The organism is Rhodospirillum centenum SW (assembly GCF_000016185.1).
Classification (GTDB): domain Bacteria; phylum Pseudomonadota; class Alphaproteobacteria; order Azospirillales; family Azospirillaceae; genus Rhodocista; species Rhodocista centena.
Window position 1 is genome coordinate 1,025,629 of sequence record NC_011420.2, and the last position, 18,354, is coordinate 1,043,982.

General features: G+C 70.4%; 19 protein-coding genes. 13 read left to right on the forward strand and 6 right to left on the reverse strand.

What is annotated here, in order from left to right:
* Window positions 1-34: 34 nt before the first annotated feature.
* Window positions 35-565 (forward strand): FKBP-type peptidyl-prolyl cis-trans isomerase, encoded by a 531-nt coding sequence (locus RC1_RS22475; protein ID WP_012566177.1) that lies wholly within the window; start codon window positions 35-37, stop codon window positions 563-565.
* A 61-nt stretch (window positions 566-626) separates the two neighbouring features.
* On the opposite strand, the gene RC1_RS04570 is transcribed toward RC1_RS22475, so the two are convergent.
* Window positions 627-1,778: a beta/alpha barrel domain-containing protein gene (locus tag RC1_RS04570; RefSeq protein WP_012566178.1), complete on the reverse strand. Its 1,152-nt coding sequence runs from the start codon at window positions 1,776-1,778 to the stop codon at window positions 627-629.
* Window positions 1,779-1,962: 184 nt separating this feature from the next.
* Here RC1_RS04570 and RC1_RS04575 point away from each other — a divergent pair, with 184 nt between their 5' ends.
* Window positions 1,963-2,463: a ferritin-like domain-containing protein gene (locus tag RC1_RS04575; RefSeq protein WP_012566179.1), complete on the forward strand. Its 501-nt coding sequence runs from the start codon at window positions 1,963-1,965 to the stop codon at window positions 2,461-2,463.
* Between the two features lie 69 nt (window positions 2,464-2,532).
* Here the strand turns inward: RC1_RS04575 and RC1_RS04580 are convergent, their stop codons facing one another.
* Genes RC1_RS04580 through RC1_RS04595 form a run of 4 tightly spaced genes read right to left on the reverse strand, consistent with a single transcriptional unit; the run spans window position 2,533 to window position 4,749 of the window.
* Window positions 2,533-3,138, reverse strand: a complete 606-nt coding sequence (locus tag RC1_RS04580; protein WP_012566180.1) for a periplasmic heavy metal sensor — start codon at window positions 3,136-3,138, stop codon at window positions 2,533-2,535.
* Entirely contained in the window at window positions 3,135-3,599 is a 465-nt protein-coding gene (locus RC1_RS04585; protein WP_012566181.1) for a hypothetical protein, read from the reverse strand. The genes RC1_RS04580 and RC1_RS04585 overlap by 4 nt, the downstream gene beginning before the upstream one ends.
* Entirely contained in the window at window positions 3,596-4,279 is a 684-nt protein-coding gene (locus RC1_RS04590) for an RNA polymerase sigma factor (protein WP_012566182.1), read from the reverse strand. Before RC1_RS04590 ends, RC1_RS04585 begins: the two co-directional genes overlap by 4 nt.
* Complete coding sequence (locus RC1_RS04595) at window positions 4,276-4,749, reverse strand: EF-hand domain-containing protein (RefSeq protein WP_012566183.1); 474 nt, start codon at window positions 4,747-4,749, stop codon at window positions 4,276-4,278. The genes RC1_RS04590 and RC1_RS04595 overlap by 4 nt, the downstream gene beginning before the upstream one ends.
* Window positions 4,750-4,945: 196 nt before the next feature.
* Between RC1_RS04595 and RC1_RS04600 the strand changes: the two genes are divergently transcribed.
* The 11 genes from RC1_RS04600 to rpsD all read left to right on the forward strand — a co-directional run bounded on the left by RC1_RS04600 (window position 4,946) and on the right by rpsD (window position 16,752).
* Window positions 4,946-5,803: a hypothetical protein gene (locus RC1_RS04600; RefSeq protein ID WP_012566184.1), complete on the forward strand. Its 858-nt coding sequence runs from the start codon at window positions 4,946-4,948 to the stop codon at window positions 5,801-5,803.
* Window positions 5,804-5,888: 85 nt separating this feature from the next.
* A complete protein-coding gene (locus RC1_RS04605) occupies window positions 5,889-6,680 on the forward strand; it encodes an enoyl-CoA hydratase-related protein (RefSeq protein WP_012566185.1) in 792 nt (263 codons plus the stop codon).
* Between the two features lie 128 nt (window positions 6,681-6,808).
* Window positions 6,809-7,639: a class I SAM-dependent methyltransferase gene (locus RC1_RS04610; RefSeq protein WP_012566186.1), complete on the forward strand. Its 831-nt coding sequence runs from the start codon at window positions 6,809-6,811 to the stop codon at window positions 7,637-7,639.
* A 115-nt stretch (window positions 7,640-7,754) separates the two neighbouring features.
* Window positions 7,755-7,952 carry a hypothetical protein gene (locus RC1_RS04615; RefSeq protein WP_012566187.1) on the forward strand — a complete coding sequence of 66 codons (198 nt, stop codon included), beginning with the start codon at window positions 7,755-7,757 and terminating at the stop codon, window positions 7,950-7,952.
* 157 nt (window positions 7,953-8,109) lie between these two features.
* Window positions 8,110-9,291 carry an adenylate/guanylate cyclase domain-containing protein gene (locus RC1_RS04620; protein WP_012566188.1) on the forward strand — a complete coding sequence of 394 codons (1,182 nt, stop codon included), beginning with the start codon at window positions 8,110-8,112 and terminating at the stop codon, window positions 9,289-9,291.
* Between the two features lie 76 nt (window positions 9,292-9,367).
* Window positions 9,368-10,723, forward strand: a complete 1,356-nt coding sequence (gene gltX / locus RC1_RS04625) for a glutamate--tRNA ligase (RefSeq protein ID WP_012566189.1) — start codon at window positions 9,368-9,370, stop codon at window positions 10,721-10,723.
* A gap of 195 nt (window positions 10,724-10,918) precedes the next feature.
* The gene (cysS, locus tag RC1_RS04630; RefSeq protein WP_012566190.1) at window positions 10,919-12,289 is read left to right on the forward strand and encodes a cysteine--tRNA ligase; all 1,371 of its coding nucleotides are present in this window, start codon (window positions 10,919-10,921) and stop codon (window positions 12,287-12,289) included.
* A 96-nt stretch (window positions 12,290-12,385) separates the two neighbouring features.
* A complete protein-coding gene (gene cimA, locus RC1_RS04635; RefSeq protein ID WP_012566191.1) occupies window positions 12,386-14,029 on the forward strand; it encodes a citramalate synthase in 1,644 nt (547 codons plus the stop codon).
* A gap of 27 nt (window positions 14,030-14,056) precedes the next feature.
* Window positions 14,057-14,857 carry an RNA methyltransferase gene (locus RC1_RS04640; RefSeq protein WP_012566192.1) on the forward strand — a complete coding sequence of 267 codons (801 nt, stop codon included), beginning with the start codon at window positions 14,057-14,059 and terminating at the stop codon, window positions 14,855-14,857.
* A gap of 89 nt (window positions 14,858-14,946) precedes the next feature.
* Window positions 14,947-15,888, forward strand: a complete 942-nt coding sequence (locus RC1_RS04645) for a hypothetical protein (protein ID WP_012566193.1) — start codon at window positions 14,947-14,949, stop codon at window positions 15,886-15,888.
* A 249-nt stretch (window positions 15,889-16,137) separates the two neighbouring features.
* Window positions 16,138-16,752, forward strand: coding sequence for a 30S ribosomal protein S4 (rpsD, locus tag RC1_RS04650; RefSeq protein WP_012566194.1), 615 nt, complete (start codon window positions 16,138-16,140; stop codon window positions 16,750-16,752).
* Between the two features lie 153 nt (window positions 16,753-16,905).
* On the opposite strand, the gene RC1_RS04655 is transcribed toward rpsD, so the two are convergent.
* The gene (locus tag RC1_RS04655; RefSeq protein ID WP_012566799.1) at window positions 16,906-18,276 is read right to left on the reverse strand and encodes an IS1182-like element ISRce2 family transposase; all 1,371 of its coding nucleotides are present in this window, start codon (window positions 18,274-18,276) and stop codon (window positions 16,906-16,908) included.
* Between the last annotated feature and the right edge of the window lie 78 nt (window positions 18,277-18,354).

Genomic DNA, 18,354 nt, shown 5'->3' on the forward strand with positions numbered 1-18,354 from the left:
CGAGCGGTGACCCAAGCCTGGAGGATTGTCAGCCATGACCTTGCGCCGTTCCGTCGCCCTTCTCGCCTTCGCGGCCCTGCTGGCCGGCCCGGCGGCCGCCCAGCAGTCCGCGTCGCCGTCCGACGACACGCCGATCCGTGCCGAGAAGCCCGACCCCCAGAAGCAGTTCCTGATCGAGAACGCCAAGCGCCCGGGCTGGAAGACGACGCCCAGCGGTCTCCAGTACAAGGCGGTCAAGCCGGTCACGAACCCCGCCGCCCCGTCGCCGCTGGCGACCGATGCGGTGCTCGTGAACTACGAGGGCCGGCTGATCGACGGCACCGTCTTCGACAGCTCCTACGAGCGGGGCGAACCCATCAGCTTCCCCCTGAACCGGGTCATCGCCGGCTGGACCGAGGGCGTGCAGCTCATGAAGGTGGGCGAGACCTACGAGTTCGCCATTCCCGGCCGGCTGGCCTATGGCGCCCGTGGTGTTCCGCAGGCCGGCATCGGTCCGAACGCCACGCTGCTGTTCAAGGTCGAGCTGCTGGAGATCCTGCCGCCCGGCGCCATGCCGCCGCGCTGACGATCCCGCTTCCGCGCCCCGGCCGGCAGAGGGCCGGGGCGCTGGTCCGGACCGGGGAGGGTCAGCGGCGCAGCAGGAACTCGCGCCCGACCTTCACCCGCTTCACCCCGTCATACTCCACGATATCGGCGGTGGCGTAGGTCTCCGACCATGCCTCGGGCAGGTAGGAGCCGGTGCCGATCACGTCGATGGGGGCGGCGGCGTCCGCCATCAGCCGGCACTTGGCCGGACTGAAGCCGGAGGAGGCGACAATCTTCACCCGGTCGAACCCGGCCTCGTCCAGCCGCTCGCGCACCCAGTGGATGGCGGCGGCGGAGACGCCGGGCCCCACGAGATAGCGCAGCTCCGTCTCGTCGCGGTAGCCGCGGATCGCGTGCGGCACGCGGCGGTCCAGCACGGCGTAGGACTGCGGCGGGTCCAGCCCTTCGCAGAAGCGCCCGCCGGGCGTGTCCAGCCGGATGGCGAGCTTCCCGGCCGCGGCCAGATCGGGGAAGCGCCGGCAGACCTCCAGGCTGTCGGACACCTCACGCCCGAAATAGTCCACCAGCACCGTCATCGGCTGGTCGGGAAAGGTCTCCCGGTACATCTCCGCCGCCCGCACCGTGGAGCCGGCATAGCCGATCAGGGCGTGCGGCATGGTGCCGAGGCCGCGGTCGCGGCCGAACCAGTGCGCGGTCGCGTCCGTGGCGTTGCCGACGAAGCCGACGGCGCCGGCCTTGCGCTTCGCCCGCTCCGACCCGACGGAGGCGGCATAGGCCATGATCTCCGCCATCTCCGTTCCGGCACAGTGCCGCGCATCCATCGCCAGGAAGGCGACCCTGGGCAGGCCGGCGCACATGGTCCAGGCGTTGTAGGCCGCCACGCAGGCCGGCCCGAGCTTCATCAGGAACAGGGTCTCCAGCTCCACCAGCCCGGTGAAGGGCCCGGTGATCCAGAGCATGGGCTCGCCCGCACCGACCCACTTGCCCTCCGGGTAGTTGATCTCGACCTCGATGTCGAACCCCCGGGCCGTCGCCATGGCCCGCAGCCAGTCCAGCGCCAGCCGGTGCGCCGCCACCACCGGGCGGCGCATGAACACGGCATAGGTGACGCGCCGGTCGCCGAACCGCTCGACGACCTGCCGGGTGCGCTGGAAATAGGCGTCCGTCCAGCGCGGCACATCCTCGGCGGCCGGGGGCGTGGGGGTGGCGGTCGGTCGGTCGGGGTCGGCCATGGCTGCGGGGTTCCGGACAGTTGATCGCGCGAACATAGCGGGTGACCGCGGGAACATAGCGGCGCTTCCGACGCCGGGCGAGAGCCGATGCAACGGACAGCGCCGCGGCCTGTTCTCCCCGGGGCCGGATGGCGGGCCGTCGCGCCCGCCCCGGTGAACGAGAAGACCGAAGGAGCACGCACCCATGGCCACGAAGACCATGCAGGACCTTCTGCTGGAGGAACTGCGCGACATCTACGATGCCGAGAAGCAGGCCCTGAAGGCCTACAACAAGCTGATCAAGGCCGTCAGCCACGACAAGCTGAAGCAGGCCTTCCAGACGCACAAGGAACAGACGGAAGGCCAGATCGAGCGGCTGAAGCAGGCGTTCGAGCTGCTCGACCAGCGCCCCCGCGGCAAGCACTGCGACGCCATGGAAGGGCTGATCCAGGAGGCGCAGTCGCTTCTGGACGAGGGGCTGCCCTCCGAGCTTCTGGACGTGGCCATCATCGCCGCCGCCCAGAAGATGGAGCACTACGAGATCGCGGCCTACGGCTCCGTCCACGCCTATGCGCAGGGCCTCGGCAACGAGGAGCTGGCCTCCCTGCTGGAGGAGACGCTGAACGAGGAGAAGGAGACGGACAAGCTCCTCAACGACATCGCCGTCAAGGACGTGAACCGGCGGGCGATGCAGCAGGCCGCCTGACGGCGGCGTCTGCCGCGGACGGAAGAAGGATACGGCCCCATCCCCGGGCGGGGGTGGGGCCGTTCGCCGTCAGCGGCCGCCCTCGGGCTCCGGCCCGCCGGGGGCCGGTCTGGCGGGCCCAGGCCCGTCGGGGCCGGGTCTGTCGGGTCCAGGCCGGTCAGGGCCGGGTCTGTCCGGGCCGTGACGCTCGGGTCCTCCCCTGTCGCGGTCGGGCCGCTCCCGGCCGGAGGAGCGGCGCTCCTTCGGCGGCGGGGGCGGGGGCAGGGTGCCGCGGGCCTGTTCCTCGGCCATGGTCCGGACCACCGCCTCCTGCAGCCGCTGCTGCATCGCGGCCGTCGCCTGCCGGACGGAGGTGAAGGCCGCGTCAGCCGCCGCCGGATCGAACGGGCGGGCGGCGAGGGCCGAGCGGACCTCCTCGCGCGCCTTGCGAATCTCCGAGAAGAAATGGCCACGGTCGCCGGCACTCTCCCGCCGCAGCCGTGCCAGGACGTTGCCGGCGGTCTCCTCCGGAATCAGGGTCGCACCCGGCCCCATGAACTGGAGCACCGACGGGCCGTCCCAGCCGGGACGGTCGTCGCGGCCGACCGCGTGGCCGATGGCAATGCCGGCGATCAGCAGATTGATGCAGAGAGAGACCGCCAACAGGATGGAGAGGATCAGGGTCGTGCGGGTCATGGCCAACTGTCCAGGTCAGGAAGATCCGTCGTCAGGACCGCGACAAGCGCCGTATCGGCGGTCTGTTCGGTGTCCGGCGTGACGCCGGGAATGGCGGCATGCCCGCTGTAGCCGAGCATGAAGCCGACGAGACCGCAGGCGACGGCGCTGCCGAGCCCGGCGGTCCATTGTCTCCAGGGGACGGCGAAGGCCGAGTCCAGCCAGGCCGCGAGGCCCCGCGGGGCCACCATGCGCGGGTGCTCCAGCGGCAGCGCCAGGACCGCGCTGCGCAGCGACGGGCTCGCGTCCACCCGGGGCAGGTCCGGCAGGATGTCGGCCAGCAGTGTCGCCGCTTCCAGGTCCCGGCGCGCCGCCTCCGAGCTGTCCAGCAGGGCCAGGGCGGCGTCGCGCTCACGGTCGGGCCAGGTGTCCAGGCAGGGACCCAGCCGGTCGAGCAGGTCCGCGAATCGGCTCGGGGTCATGTCCGCCCTCCTTCAGTTCCATCCGTGCCGGCCTCTCCGCCGCCGGTCAGGCGCTCGCGCAGGGCGCGGCGGGCGCGCACGAGCAGGGCCTCGAACGCCTTCACGCCGATGCCCAGGGATGTCGCGGCCTCGGCGTTGCTGAGGCCGAGATCGTAGGTCAGGGACACCGCCGCCCGCTGGCGCTCCGGCAGGTCCCGGACGGCGCGGGCCAGGGCCTCGGCCGTCTGCCGCCGCTCAATCCGGGTGACGGCATCCTCCGCCGGGTCCGCCGGTTCGCCTGCCGCCTCCAGGTCGTCATGGACCGGACGGCGGCGGGCGTCCAGGCAGAGATTGACGGTGATCCGGTAGAACCAGGTGGAGAAGCGGGCCGCCTCCGGGCGGAAGCGGTCCGCGTTCTGCCACAGGCGCAGGAACGCTTCCTGCGCCACGTCCTCGGCGGCCGCGCGGCTGCCCAGCACACGGACGGCCACGGTCACGGTGCGGTCGAGATGGCGGGCGACCAGTTCCGCATAGGCGGTGCGGTCGCCGGCGGCGACGCGGCCCACCAGGGCCTCGTCGCTCTCCGTTTCCGTCGTGTACTCGGGCGTGCTGCTCACCTGTGCCACCGTCAGGACCGGCTGGCCCCGGTGCCGGCCGGGGTCCCCGGTGGACAGGGTACGCACGGCCGCCGGCGATTTCATCGGTCCTTCCAGCGCTCGCCGCGGTCGCCGCGGCTGGGCCGGTCGTTCTTGTCGATCTTGCCGTCGCCGTTGCGGTCCCAGCGGCCGAAGGCCTCGTCGTTGCGGGCGGCGTATTCCTCCTTGGTGACGATGCCGTCCTTGTTCGTGTCCAGGGCATCGAACAGGCGGCCGGCCATGGCCTCCCGGCGCTCCTCCCGCCGTTCCTCGCGGGCCTTCTCCATCAGATCGGGGAATTCCTCGCGGTTGATGCGGCCCGTCCCCTTCGGATCGAGCGCCTTGAACTGGGCCTCGCGGAACGCCTTGAACTCGTCCCGGTCGATCACGCCGTTCTTGTCGGCGTCGAAGGCCGTCATCGCGGGGCCGCCGAAGAACCCGTCGGGTCCGGGAGCGCCCGGGCCGGGGCCGGGCTGGGCCATCGCCGGCAGGGCGAGCAACGCGGTCAGGGAGGCCGACAGCAGCAGGGTCTTCATCTCAACACCTCGTCAGGGGTTCCGGCGGGGATCCGTCCCGCCGTCATCCCTTGTACGGACGGGGCGGCGGAACCCTGCGCGGGTCCGGAAAGAGGGGCGCGGGGGGATGCGCGATCCTGTCCGGATGTGGTAAATCCGTTTGCGGATTCGTCGTAACGGGCGGTGCCGGAGGGGGCGCCGGAGGGATCGGGGGCGGATGTCGTTCGTCGGGGGCGAGCAGAAGACGCGCGGCGTGATCTATGGCCGGAGCCTGGATCAGCGTCCGTTGCCCCCCGCTGCCGAGGTCCTGCCCAACGGCATCCGGGTGCCGGACATGGACGCCGTCTCCCTGCCGCAGAAGACATGGCGGGACCAGCTCCGCCTGTTCCTCCAGGCCAGCGGCCTGATCACCGTCCCCGGCGTGGTCCGGCTGCGCTGGCAGGCGCACGATGTCATCGACTGGCTCCAGGGATCGCTGCTGGGCAAGGGGCGGGGCCGGCGGGCCAGCATCACCCATCCGCTCCAGCTCATGCCGGCCATCGAGTTCATGATGGGCACGCCCGCGGAACTGGAGGTGGAGCGGCGGATGATGCAGGCCCTGCTGGGGCGGGGGCTGATGGAATACCGCCGGCGGCTGAGCCAGGCGCGCGAGCGGCCGCTGATCTTCGCCCGGGAGGCATCGGCCTGCTTCATGGCGGGATTCAAGGAGCAGCAGCTTGTCGGCCGCATCTCCAGTCCGGCGGAGCATTTCCAGGCGGTGCAGCGGATCTACCGCAGCTACTATTTCTTCCGGGCACACTACATCTTCTCGATCATCGCGCGCGAACCGCCGGAGTCGGGCAGCAAGCTCTTCTCCAAGTTCATGCGGGTGAGCTTCTTCCTCTCCACCATCCAGGACGACGGCACCATCGCCGCCAAACCCTCCTACCGGCTGCTGCCGCCGAAGGAGCATGTGGTCTTCCTCGCCAAGCGGGATGCGGGGCTCCAGGCCAAGCTGCGGGAGGACGAACAGCTCCGGGCGGAGTTGCAGCAGGTGCTGAAGTACTTCCGCCCCCTGCGCCAGGGTCCGCTGTGAGGATTCTGCCCAGCTTTGCGTGGCGGGACCTCTGCCCGGATGCTAGACAGCGCCCCGTTCCCGCCTGCGTTTCCGGACCGGACCGATGACGGATCACCCCGACCCGCTGCTGCTGCACCGTGACGGCGCCATCGCCCGGCTGGTGCTGAACCGCCCCGACAAGCACAACGCCATCACGCTGGAGATGTGGCGGACGCTGCCCCGTCTCGTGGCGGCGGTCGAGGCCGATCCCGACATCAAGGTCGTCATCGTCTGCGGGGCCGGCGGGCGGGCTTTCTCCGCCGGAGCCGACATCTCGGAGTTCGCGGAGGTCTACGCCACCCCGGAAAGCTCGCGCGCCTACAACGAGGCGGTGCGGGCCGGATTCCACGCTGTCGAGCGGCTGTCCCGTCCGGTCCTTGCCAGCATCGGCGGCATCTGCGTCGGCGGCGGCTGCGGTCTGGCGCTGGCCTGCGACCTGCGCTTTGCCGCCGAAGGGTCCCGCTTCGGGATCACGCCGGCGAAGCTGGGGCTGGTCTACGGCTATGCCGACACCCGCCGGCTGGTGGAGACGGTGGGACCGGCCCGGGCCAAGGACATCCTGTTTTCCGGCCGGCTGGTGGAGGCGGAGGAGGCGCTGCGCATCGGGCTGGTGGACCGCGTCGTGCCCGTGGACCGGCTGGAGGCGGAGACGCTGGCCTATGTCGCGGAGCTGTGCGAGCGCTCGCAGTACACGATCCGGGCCAGCAAGCGCATGGTGCAGGACATCATGGACGGCTTCGACACCGAGACGCCGGACTCCCGCGCCCTGTTCGCGGCCGGCTTCGAGGGGCCGGACTTCCGGGAGGGCTACGGCGCCTTCGTCGCCAAGCGCCGTCCCCGCTTCACCTGGGGTTGAGACGGTCGCGCAGTCGCCACCGTTCCGCTTGCGCCGCGGATCGCGGAGCCGCAGACTGTTCCTGCCGGAACGAGGGCGAAAGCGATGGCATCCGGGACCAGGGCGGTGGCAGCGGCGATGGAGACGGCATGAACTCCGACGTGCCCGGGACGGACGGAAGCTGGCTCTACTACGACAGTGACTATCCCGCGCCGGAGGAGATCGGTGACGACCCGGCACTGCGGGCCATGGTCGCGCGCCAGGGCGTCCTGCACGATGCCGCCTTCTACCGGGCGCTGGCCGAACGCAGCCCGGGGCCGGTGCTGGAACTGGGCTGCGGCAGCGGCCGCATCACCCGGTCGCTTGCCGCATACGCGCCCGTGACGGCGGTGGACATCGCCGCCCCCATGCTGGACCGGCTGCGCGCCCGCCTGGAGCGGGAGCCGGAGGCGGTGCGGGCGCGCGTCACGCCCGTCCGGGCCGATGCCGCCACCCTGGATCTGCCGCGCAAGGACCACACCCTGGTGGTCTGGGCCTTCAACGGCCTCAACCTCGTGCCGGATGCGGGGCGGCAACTCTCCGCCCTGGTCGCGGCGGTCCGCCATCTCGCTCCGGGGGGGCGGCTGGCGCTGGACGTCGTCAACCCGCTGGTGATGCCCCTGAACGGGCAGGCGGTGCCCGAAGTCTCCTTCACCCGCACCCGCCGCGACACCGGCAATCCCTACAGCAAGATCGCCCTGGTCGATCCGATGGATGCGGCCCAGGTGCAGCGCATCCATGGCTGGTACGATGAGGTGCTGCCCGACGCCAGCGTGCGCCGGGTCCCCTATGGCTTCGACTGGCGGCTGGTCTTCCGCTTCGAGCTGGGCCTGATGCTCTCGCTGGCCGGCCTGAGGCTGGAGCTGGTCGCGGGCGGCTTCCGGGGCGAGCCGTTCGAGCCGCACAGCCCGAAGATCGTCATGGTGGCGGTCAGAGGTTGAAGAAGCCGGGCGGCTTGCTGCCGCGCCCGGAAGATTCCCCGATCGCGCCCTGGATTCGCCGGCGCCGTCGGCTCAGCTTCGGATCGGGTCGTTTCCGTCTCACCGGAGTTCCGCCTTGAGAATCCGTGCCGCCCTGTCGCTGGCCGCCCTGGTCGTCCTGGCCGCCTGCGCCAGCCCCTGCGACCGCGTCCGCGACGACATGCGCCAGCTCAATGCCGATACCGTCCGCGATCCGGCGATGCTCACGGACGGGCGTTATCTCAAGCGCTTCCAGGACCTGACGGCCGAGGGGATCGAGCACAGTTGCTTCTGACCGGGCGCTCCCGCCGCGTGGCTTCGGCGGCGGTCGCGTCCGGACGGATGGGACCGGCCGCATCGGATGAGCATGGCCGTCCCGAACCGCAGTTGCGTCGCGCCACGGCAGCGTCAACTCTGTTAGCAGGCCCACCGCGCTGTTCCGGACCCTGCCCTTGAGCGAGCCAGCCCCCGCCTCCCGCCTGTCCTCCTTCCGGGACTGGCTGCTGCACGCCGGCACCGATCCCTGCGACCTGGATGCGCTGCTGCCCCGGATCTGCTCGCGGCTGTGCGGGCTGGGGCTGCCGCTGGACCGGGTCTCCCTGAACCTGGAGATGCTGCATCCCGAGATCGGCGGGCATGGCCGCGTCTGGCTCAGCGAGGGAGGGGGGCGGGTCAGCCTGTACCGCGCCCCGCGGGGTCTGGAGATGAGCGAGGACTATCTCGCCAGCCCTGTCCGCATCGTGGATGAGACGGACCGCCCGTTCCGGCAGCATCTGGAGACGGGGGACGCCGGCATGCCGCTGTTGCGGCGCCTGCGCAAGGAGGGCTTCACCGATTATTTCATCGCCCCCTTTCCGTTCCAGGAGAGGGAGCGGACGGCCGCCATGTCCTTCGCCACCACCCGGCCGGGCGGGTTCACCCCGGCCGATCTGGCGGACCTGGAGACGGTTGCGCGGATGCTCTGTCCCCATGTCGAGGCCCGCGTGGTGGCGGAGATCGCCCGCGACCTGATGACGACCTATCTCGGCCGTGGTCCCGGCGAGCGGGTGTTCCGCGGCCAGATCCGGCGGGGCGACTGCACCAGCATCTTTGCCGCCATCTGCTTCTGCGATCTGAGGGGATTCACCGCCTTCACCCAGGAGAACGCCTCCGACCGGGTGATCCAGCGCCTGAACTGCTGGTTCGACCTGGCCGTGGAGGCGGTGGAGGGGCAGGGCGGCGAGGTGCTGAAGTTCATGGGCGACGGGCTTCTGGCCATCTTCCCGGCGGAGGAGCTGAACCCGCGGGAAGCCTGCCATCGGGCGCTGGAGGCGGCGGACCGGCTGTCGCGCGGGGTGGACGGGTTCAACGCCGCTCCGCCCGACGGCATGCCCCCGCTCGATTACGGCCTGTCGCTGCATCTCGGCTATGTCGCCTTCGGCAACATCGGCGGCCCGCGGCGGCTGGATTTCACGGTGGTCGGGCCGGCGGTCAACCTCGCCAGCCGCCTGCTGGACGTGGCGAAGGGGGTGGAGCGCCGGGTCGTCGTCTCCGCCGAGTTCGCCGGCTGTTCCGGCCGCAACGACCTGCACGATCTGGGCAGCCACGCCCTGCGCGGGCTCGACCGGCCGGTCAGCGTGTACGGGCTGCCATGACCGCGGCGGGCCGGCGGAGTTGGCGTCGCCGCCCCTGCGTGCTATCGGTCGCCGCCCCTTCGACCCGAGCCGTCCCATGACCGTCGCCGTCCGCTTCGCCCCCAGCCCGACCGGGCTCCTGCACATCGGCAACCTGCGCGCCGCCCTGACGAACTGGCTGTTCGCGCGCAAGGCCGGGGGCAGCTTCCTCTTCCGCCTGGACGACACCGACGAGGAACGCTCCACGCCCGAATTCGCCGCCGCCATCGAAGAGGATCTGCGCTGGCTCGGCCTGGACTGGGACCGCTTCGCGCGGGAGAGCGACCGCTATGGCCGCTACGATGCGGCGGTCGCGGCCCTGAAGCGGGCGGGCCGGCTCTATCCCTGCTACGAGACGGCGGAGGAACTGGCGCTGAAGCGCGCGGCCCTGCTGTCCCAGGGGCGGCCGCCGATCTACGACCGCGCCGCCCTGAGGCTGGGCGACGCCGACCGCGCCCGGCTGGAGGCGGAGGGCCGCCGGCCGCATTGGCGCTTCCGGCTGGAGCCGGGGGAGATCGTCTGGGACGACCTGATCCAGGGGCACAAGAGCTTCCAGGCAGCCGACCTGTCCGACCCGGTGCTGATCCGGGAGGACGGCCGGCCGCTCTACACCCTGACCTCCGTCGTGGACGATCAGGACTTCGCCATCACCCACATCATCCGCGGCGAGGACCATGTCACCAACACGGCCGTGCAGGTCCAGCTCTTCCAGGCGCTGGCCGAGGCGGAAGGGCAGGGTGGCGTGCCGGTCTTTGCGCACTTCCCCCTGATCGCCGGGGCGGAAGGCGAGGGGCTGTCGAAGCGGCTGGGCTCCTTCAGCCTGCGCTCGCTGCGGGAGCAGGGGGTGGAGCCGCTGGCGCTCTGCTCCTACATGGCGAAGCTCGGCACCTCCGACGCCATCGAGGCGCGGCTCTCGCTGGCCGAGCTGGCGGCGGAATTCGACCTCGCCAGGATGGGCCGCGGCACGCCCCGCTTCGATCCGGAGGAGCTGGCCCGGCTGAACGCGCAGGTGCTGCACGCCCAGCCCTTCGCGGCGGTGCAGGAGCGGCTGCGGGCGCTGGGCCTGGACGGTGCCGACGACGCCTTCTGGCTGGCCGTGCGGCCGAACCTGACCCGGCTTGCCGATGCCCTGGACTGGTGGCAGGTGGCGCACGCGCCGCTGACCCCGGTGATCGGGGATACGGCCTTCGCCGCCGCCGCGGCGGAGCTGCTGCCGTCGGAACCGTGGGGACCGGAGACCTGGGGCGCCTGGACCGCCGCCGTCAAGGAGCGCACGGGGGCGAAGGGCAAGGCGCTGTTCCTGCCGCTGCGGCTGGCGCTGACCGCGCGCGAGCATGGACCGGAGCTGAAAACGCTGTTACCACTCATCGGCCGGGAGCGGGCGCTGAAGCGCCTGTCCGGCCGGACCGCCTGAGGGCGGTTCCTCCCGTTTTCCATCGGCAGCCGACCACGATGACCGTCTTCACGCCAGCAGATCCGGCCGCGACCCGTGCGGCCCGTTCCGGGGAGGGCCGGGGGGCCGGCCCCTGTCGCTGTCCGCACGGCTGAGCCTTTTCCCCTTCACCAGGCCCGCCTCACTCCAGGCCCGCGACGTCCGGAATTCCCTGCCATGGCGCTGACGCTCTACAACACGCTGACCCGGTCCGAGGAAGCGTTCACCCCGATCGACCCGTCGAACGTCCGCCTCTATGTCTGCGGTCCGACGGTCTACGACTATGCCCATGTCGGCAACGCCCGCACCTTCAGCGCCTTCGACCTGCTGGCCCGGCTGCTGAAGCACCTCTATCCGCGCGTCACCTACGCGCGGAACATCACCGACGTGGACGACAAGATCATCGACCGCTCGCAGCGGTCGGGCGAGCCGATCGACGGCGTCACCGCCCGGACCACGGCCCAGTTCCATGCCGACATGGACGCGCTGGGCCTGCTGCGCCCGGACATCGAGCCGCGGGCGACGACGCACATCCCGCAGATGATCGCCATGATCGGGCGGCTGGTGGAGCAGGGCTTCGCCTATGCGGCGGAAGGGCATGTGCTGTTCCATGTGCCGGCCATGCCCGACTACGGTCGGCTGTCCCGCCGCAGCCAGGACGAGCTGATCGCCGGCGCGCGGGTGGAGGTGGCGCCCTACAAGCGCAGCCCGGCGGATTTCGTGCTGTGGAAGCCGGCGAAGCCGGGCGAGCCCGGCTGGGACAGCCCCTGGGGCACCGGCCGGCCGGGCTGGCACATCGAATGCAGTGCGATGACGGCCGCGCATCTGGGCGCGGTGTTCGACATCCACGGCGGCGGGCTGGACCTGATCTTCCCGCACCATGAGAACGAGATCGCGCAGAGCCGCTGCGCCCACGGCACGGCCGTGATGGCGAATGTCTGGATGCATTCCGGCTTCCTGACCATCGCCGGCGACAAGATGTCGAAGTCGCTGGGCAACTTCTACACGGTGCGCGAGCTGTTGGACGAGTTTCCCGGTGAGGCGATCCGGCTGGCGCTGCTGTCCGCCCACTACCGTCAGCCGTTGGACTTCACCAAGGAGAAGATCGCCCAGGCGAAGCAGGCCCTGGACCGCTGGTACGGCGTGCTGCGCGGGCTGGAGGAGGTGCGGGCCGCCGAGGTGCCGTTCGACGTGCTGGCGGCGCTGGAGGACGATCTGAACACCCCCCTGGCGATCAGCCACCTGCACGAGCTGGCCACCGCCTTCCACAAGGCGGACGCGGCGGCGCGGCCTGGACTGGCGGGGCGGCTGAAGGCCGCGGCGGGGCTCCTCGGCTTCCTGCGTCAGGACCCCGACGCTTGGTTCCGCGGCACGCCCAAGGGAACCGATGGCCTGGACGAGGCGGCGATCGAGGCGGCCATCCAGGCCCGCAAGGAAGCCCGCAAGGCGAAGGACTTCGCCGAGGCCGACCGCATCCGGGCCGCGCTGCTGGAGCAGGGCATCGTGCTGGAGGACGGTCCCCAGGGCACGAGCTGGAAGCGGGCCTGACCTTCCGCGTCTCCCGGGACCGGGCGGCAGAAGCCCGTTGATCCCGGGAGACGCTTCCGGCATTCTCGCAATTCCGTTGCGCCTGGATTGCCGGTAATGAACGAAACGAACCGCGTCTATCTCTATGACACGACACTGCGCGACGGCGCGCAGACGTCCGGGGTGGATTTCGGCGTCGCGGACAAGATCGCCATCGCGCGCGAGCTGGATGCGCTGGGCATCGACTATGTGGAGGGCGGCTGGCCCGGCGCGAATCCGACGGACGACGCCTTCTTCGCCGCTCCGCCGGCGCTGGCCCGCGCCACCTTCACCGCCTTCGGCATGACCCGCCGGCCGGGCCGCAGCGCCGCCAACGACGGCGGGCTGGCGGCGCTGCTGAACAGCGGGGCGCCGGCCGTCTGCATCGTCGGCAAGAGCTGGGACTTCCATGTGGACGTGGCGCTCGGCATCTCGCGGACGGAGAACCTGGAGCTGATCCGCGACAGCGTCGCCGCCATCGTCGCCCGCGGGCGGGAGGCGCTGTTCGATGCCGAGCACTTCTTCGACGGCTACAGGCGCAATCCGGAGTTCGCGCTCTCCTGCGTCCAGGCCGCGCATGAGGCCGGGGCACGCTGGATCGTGCTGTGCGACACCAACGGCGGCACCCTGCCGCACGAGATCGAGCGCATCGTGGCGGAGGTGGCGCGCAGCATCCCCGGCGGACGGCTGGGCATCCATTGCCACAACGACACGGAGAACGCCGTCGCCAACAGTCTGGCGGCGGTGCGCGCCGGCGCGCGCATGATCCAGGGCACGCTGAACGGGCTGGGGGAACGCTGCGGCAACGCCAACCTCGTCTCCTTGCTGCCGACGCTGATGCTGAAGCTGGGCTATGAGACCGGCGTGGCGCGGGCGGACCTGAAGCGGCTGGTCCATGTCAGCCGCATGCTGGACGAGCGCATGAACCGCGCCCCCAACCGCCACGCGCCCTATGTCGGCGAATCCGCCTTCGCCCACAAGGGCGGGCTGCATGTCTCGGCCGTGGAGAAGGACCCGGCCTGCTACGAGCACATCGACCCCGACCTCGTGGGCAACCGCCGGCACATCCTCGTCTCCGATCAGGCGGGGCGGTCGAACGTGCTGGCCCGGCTGCGCGAGGTCGGGCTGGAGGTCGATCCCGGCGATGGCCGCATCGGCCAGCTTGTCGAGGCGGTGAAGCGGCGGGAGTACGAGGGCTATGCCTATGACGGGGCGGAGGCCAGCTTCGAGCTGCTGGCCCGGCGCGCGCTGGGGCAGGTGCCGGACTTTTTCCGGCTGGTCAGTTTCCGGGTACTGGACGAACGGCGCTGGAACGCGCGGAACGAGCTGGTGACGCTGTCCGAGGCGACGGTGAAGGTGGAGGTGCCGCCCTTCGCCCAGGTCGGAACCGCGCCCGGCCAGCCGGTCATGACGGTGGCCGAGGGCAACGGCCCGGTGAACGCGCTGGACCAGGCCCTGCGCAAGGCGCTGCGCGACGTCTACCCGCAGCTCGAAGGCATGCGGCTGGTGGACTACAAGGTCCGCATCCTGACCCCGAACGACGGCACCAAGGCCGTGACCCGCGTCATGATCGAGACGCAGGACCGAAGCGGCGACCGCTGGTCCACGGTCGGCGTCTCCGCCAACATCATCGACGCCTCCTTCAATGCCCTGTTCGACAGCATCACCTATTGCCTTTACCGCTCGGGCGCGGGTAGGGAGGCGCACGCCCCCGCGGCGTGAGGCTCCCACCACCGTCCCCGGAACAGAATGAGCAGCGGCACCAACCGTCCGGAACTGGCCAAATCCCAGGCCGCCCTGAATGCCCAGGGCGGCCCCGTCGTGATCCTGGTCGAGCCCCAGATGGGGGAGAACATCGGCGCCTGCGCCCGCGCCATGCTGAACTGCGGCCTGACGGAGCTGCGCCTTGTCAATCCGCGCGACGGCTGGCCGAACGAGAAGGCGGTCGCCGCCTCGGCCGGCGCGACGGAGGTGCTGGACCGCGCCCGGGTCTTCACCGGCACGCGCGAGGCCATCGCCGACCTGCACAAGGTCTATGCGACCGCGGCGCGGGTACGCGACATGGTGAAGGACATCGTCACCCCGCGCCGGGCGGCGCGCGACCTGCACGCCCATGTCGCCGCCGGGCGCCGGGTCGGCATCCTGTTCGGGCCGGAGCGCACGGGCCTCGTCAACGACGACATCGTGCTGTCGGACACGATGATTTCCGTCCCGCTGAACCCCGGCTTCTCCTCCCTCAACCTCGCCCAGGCCGTGCTGCTGGTGGCCTACGAATGGTGGATGGAGGCCGCGCAGGCGGAAGAGTTCTACACCCACACCGGCCAGAGCCCCCCGGCGACGAAGGAAGAACTGCACAACCTGTTCGACCATCTGGAGGGGGAACTGGACCAGACCGGCTTCTACACCCATCCGGACAAGAAGCCGTCCATGGTGCGCAACGTGCGCAACACGTTGCAGCGCGCGCACATGACCGAGCAGGAAGTCCGCACCTTCCACGGCATCATCGCCGCCCTGGTCGGGCGCAAGAAGCAGCGCGCGCGGACCGAGTAGATCCGCCGCAAGGAGTGCCCCGGAGTTGCCAAGGGGCGGTTCCGGTGTCACCCTGAAGGCCGGATCAGAACCGGGCGCGGGGCAAAGCCATGCGTGTGGACGCCAGAACGGCACTTCCGACCAGTACATCCCGCCCGACCGGCCCGGCCCTTGCCGGAAGCGGTAACGGGGCGGGAAGCGGAAAACAGGCCGATGCCGCGGCAGCGAGCGGAACCGCGGCCAAGGAGGACGGAGCCCGGACGGCGCTGGAGACGCTGAAGCGCATCCGCGAGGACATTCCCCGCGCGCTCAGCCAGACCAGCAGCGTCGTCAAAGAGGCGAAAGCCCGCCGGCGGAGCGTGCTGCAGTCCGAGTTGCAGCGCCTGATCGCCCAGGCGCGGTCCATGGCCTCCTTCCTGGAGCCGAAGGCCGCCGCCGCGGCGGCCGCACGCCTCGCCAAACAGATCGCTGCCGTGGCGAAGCAACTCGCCGGTCTTGCCGATACCGGCGGCGGTGCCCTGTCGTCCGCGGCCGTTGTCGCTGCCATGCCGCAGGGAACCGCTGCCGCTGCCGGGGCTGGCTCTGACGGAGAGGCGGAGACGGGCGAGGGGGGCGACGCCGAAGCCGAGGCGAAGGCCGCCGAGGCACAGGCGGCACAGGCCGAGGCCGCGGCGGCCGATGCCGAGCGTACGGCCGGTGAGGCTGCGGGCGAGGCGGATACTGCCGGCCGTGACGCCTCCACCACGGCGGACGATGCTGCGCGCGACGCTGCCGCGGAGACACCAGGCGCCCCCTCCGGCTCGACGGACCGCAACGGGACCGACGAACGGCGCGACGATGACGGTGTCCGCGACACGCTGAAGGAAGCGGTGAAGGCCCTGCGCCTGCTTCAGGCGGTGGTGCGCCGCGCGACAGTCGCGCATGGGACCGGCACCCCGCGGGAAGAGGAAGACTTCGCCCGCATGGAGGCGGAGATCGCGCGGCAGGTGCGGACGGTGGACACCCTGGCCGCCTCCCTGCCGGTCACGACGGGAGTGGACATCCGCGTCTGAGACGGCTCCGTTCGGGAGCCTGCCTCGCGTCGGAACGCAGCCCGCCGGATTTGACAGGTTCACCGGAATCCCCTATATCCGCGACCCTATTCCCGGGAAGGCGGGTGCCGAGCGGTTCGGCGCCCCGTCACCGGCTTTGCCCGTTCCGGTCCGCCTTGGCGGCCGGCAGGGGGAAAGACGGAGGAACTACCGGGACAACAAGGTGCACAGGCACCGCCTGATCAGGGCGCACGCGCCCGCGGAGTGAAGATGAGCAAGCGTCAAGAAGCCAAGTACAAGATTGACCGCCGCCTCGGTGTGAACCTCTGGGGTCGCGCCAAGTCCCCGGTGAACAAGCGCGAGTACGGTCCGGGTCAGCACGGCCAGCGCCGCAAGAAGCCGTCCGACTACGGCATGCAGCTCATGGCGAAGCAGAAGCTGAAGGGCTACTACGGCAACATCGGCGAGAAGCAGTTCCGCCGGCTGTACCAGGAGGCCGTGCGCCGCAAGGGCGACAGCGGCGAGAACCTGATCCAGCTCCTGGAGCGCCGCCTGGACGCCGTCGTCTACCGCATGAAGTTCGCGGCCACCCCGTTCGCTTCGCGCCAGCTCATCAACCACGGCCACATCCTGGTGAACGGCCGCCGCGTGAACATCCCGTCCTACACGGTGAAGGACGGTGACAGCATCGAGGTGCGCTCCAAGGCGAAGCAGTTCGCCTTCGTCATGGAGGCTGCCGCTTCCGGCGAGCGCGACATCCCCGACTACCTGTCGGTGGACTCGCAGGCGCTGAAGGGCACCTATGTCCGCGCCCCGGGGCTGGCCGACGTGCCGTACCCGGTCCAGATGGAACCGAACCTGGTCATCGAGTTCTACTCGCGCTGATCCCGGCGCGACGGATTTCGACGTGGAAGGCCACCCCTCGGGGTGGCCTCAGACCGATGACAAACCCCGTCGTTTTCGGCGGGGTTTTCATTTTTGGGGATTGCGGCTGTCGAAACTGGTTGGGTGGATCGGGCAGACAGGGAGGTTTCTGTCTCAGGCTGGCCGGAGGGCTGCCTTCGGGGCGATTGCGAGGGCGATTTTCTTGATGTTCTGGGCGGCGGCGGCGAGCAGGCACTGCCAGGTGACGCCGAGGAGGCCGCGGAAGCGTGCGTAGCGGTGCCCGAAGAGCTGTTTGGCGTCGGCAAAGGAGCGTTCGACCGTCTCTTTTCGTCGCTTGTAGATGGCCTTGCCCCAGGGGGTCTTGCGGTGGGCGTCGGTGCGCTCGCGGATGTCGGCCCAGAGGTGGCGGGTGATGGTGCGGACGGCCTTGGGGTTGCGGGTGCACGACGCGAGCAGCGGGCAGGCGAAGCAGAGGGCCGGATCGCTCCTGTAGTGGCGGTAGCCGTTGCGGTCGGTGGTGGCGTAGGCGAGGGCCTGTCCGCCGGGGCATGACCAGGTGTCGGTCCCGGGCTCGTAGGTGAAGGCGCTCTTGGGCATCATCCCCGGGGCCGGGGGTGTCGGTCGGTTGTAGCCGGTGACGCCGAGGATGGCGCGGTCCTCCAGCCCCTTTGCGATCCCGGCCGTGGCATAGCCGGCGTCCAGCCCGACGGCCTTGACGTCGAGCGCGAAGCGGGCGCGCTGGCGGTCGAGCCGGCCGAGATAGACGATGCTGTCGTGCACGTTGGCGGGGGTGGCGAAGCTGTCGGTGATGATGCCATGGCGCCCATCCACGGTGCGGTGATCAAGGTAGAAGAAGCCGGTGGGCTTGCCATCGCGCACCATGTAGCCGCTCTCCGGATCGGTGCGGCTGATCTTGGTCTCCTTCTCGGGCGGCTGCCGGTCCTTGGGCTTGAGGGGCTTCTTGCCGTGGGTGGCGCGGTCCGCCTCCACCGCCCGGTCCAGATCGTCCCAGTAATCCGCCCGCGACTTGGCGACCACCGCCTTGTCGTAGCGGTTCTTGTTGGCGTTGGCCTTGAGGTGGGTGCTGTCGGTGTAGAGCACGGTGCCGTCCACCAGCCCGTGGCCGATCGCCTGCTCCACCACATGGTCGAAGATGTCCTGCGCCACGGAGGTGTCCCGGTAACGCCGGCGCCGGTTCTGGCTCAGCGTCGAGGCGTCGAACACCGGATCGGTCAGGCGCAGACCCAGAAACCAGCGATACGCCACGTTCACCTGGATCTCGCGCACCAGCTGGCGTTCGGAGCGGATGCCGAACAGGTAGCCGATGAACAGCGCCTTGAACATGACAACCGGATCAAGGGCCGGACGGCCGTTGTCCGGACAGTAAAGCCCGGACACGCGATCATGGATGAAGGAGAAGTCGATCACCGCGTCGATCTTGCGAAGCAGGTGATCGGGCGGAACCAGACCGTCGAGCGTCACCATCTCGATTTCAGTCTGCTGCGCCGTCGGTTTCCTCAGCATGACCAATCGAATCACAAAGGCCCGGCTCACGCCAGGCCTTTGTCAGCAGTCTGAGGCCACCCCTCGGGGTGGCCTTTT

What these genes read in the sequence shown, in the direction of transcription:
- RC1_RS22475 (WP_012566177.1), top strand. Translation starts at nt 35, where the DNA reads ATGACCTTGCGCCGTTCCGTCGCCCTTCTCGCCTTCGCGGCCCTGCTG.
- cimA (WP_012566191.1), top strand. Translation starts at nt 12,386, where the DNA reads ATGAACGAAACGAACCGCGTCTATCTCTATGACACGACACTGCGCGAC.
- RC1_RS04570 (WP_012566178.1), bottom strand. Translation starts at nt 1,778, where the DNA reads ATGGCCGACCCCGACCGACCGACCGCCACCCCCACGCCCCCGGCCGCC.
- RC1_RS04610 (WP_012566186.1), top strand. Translation starts at nt 6,809, where the DNA reads ATGAACTCCGACGTGCCCGGGACGGACGGAAGCTGGCTCTACTACGAC.
- RC1_RS04590 (WP_012566182.1), bottom strand. Translation starts at nt 4,279, where the DNA reads ATGAAATCGCCGGCGGCCGTGCGTACCCTGTCCACCGGGGACCCCGGC.
- RC1_RS04585 (WP_012566181.1), bottom strand. Translation starts at nt 3,599, where the DNA reads ATGACCCCGAGCCGATTCGCGGACCTGCTCGACCGGCTGGGTCCCTGC.
- RC1_RS04655 (WP_012566799.1), bottom strand. Translation starts at nt 18,276, where the DNA reads ATGCTGAGGAAACCGACGGCGCAGCAGACTGAAATCGAGATGGTGACG.
- RC1_RS04605 (WP_012566185.1), top strand. Translation starts at nt 5,889, where the DNA reads ATGACGGATCACCCCGACCCGCTGCTGCTGCACCGTGACGGCGCCATC.
- cysS (WP_012566190.1), top strand. Translation starts at nt 10,919, where the DNA reads ATGGCGCTGACGCTCTACAACACGCTGACCCGGTCCGAGGAAGCGTTC.
- RC1_RS04600 (WP_012566184.1), top strand. Translation starts at nt 4,946, where the DNA reads ATGTCGTTCGTCGGGGGCGAGCAGAAGACGCGCGGCGTGATCTATGGC.
- RC1_RS04580 (WP_012566180.1), bottom strand. Translation starts at nt 3,138, where the DNA reads ATGACCCGCACGACCCTGATCCTCTCCATCCTGTTGGCGGTCTCTCTC.
- RC1_RS04595 (WP_012566183.1), bottom strand. Translation starts at nt 4,749, where the DNA reads ATGAAGACCCTGCTGCTGTCGGCCTCCCTGACCGCGTTGCTCGCCCTG.
- RC1_RS04645 (WP_012566193.1), top strand. Translation starts at nt 14,947, where the DNA reads ATGCGTGTGGACGCCAGAACGGCACTTCCGACCAGTACATCCCGCCCG.
- RC1_RS04575 (WP_012566179.1), top strand. Translation starts at nt 1,963, where the DNA reads ATGGCCACGAAGACCATGCAGGACCTTCTGCTGGAGGAACTGCGCGAC.
- rpsD (WP_012566194.1), top strand. Translation starts at nt 16,138, where the DNA reads ATGAGCAAGCGTCAAGAAGCCAAGTACAAGATTGACCGCCGCCTCGGT.
- gltX (WP_012566189.1), top strand. Translation starts at nt 9,368, where the DNA reads ATGACCGTCGCCGTCCGCTTCGCCCCCAGCCCGACCGGGCTCCTGCAC.
- RC1_RS04640 (WP_012566192.1), top strand. Translation starts at nt 14,057, where the DNA reads ATGAGCAGCGGCACCAACCGTCCGGAACTGGCCAAATCCCAGGCCGCC.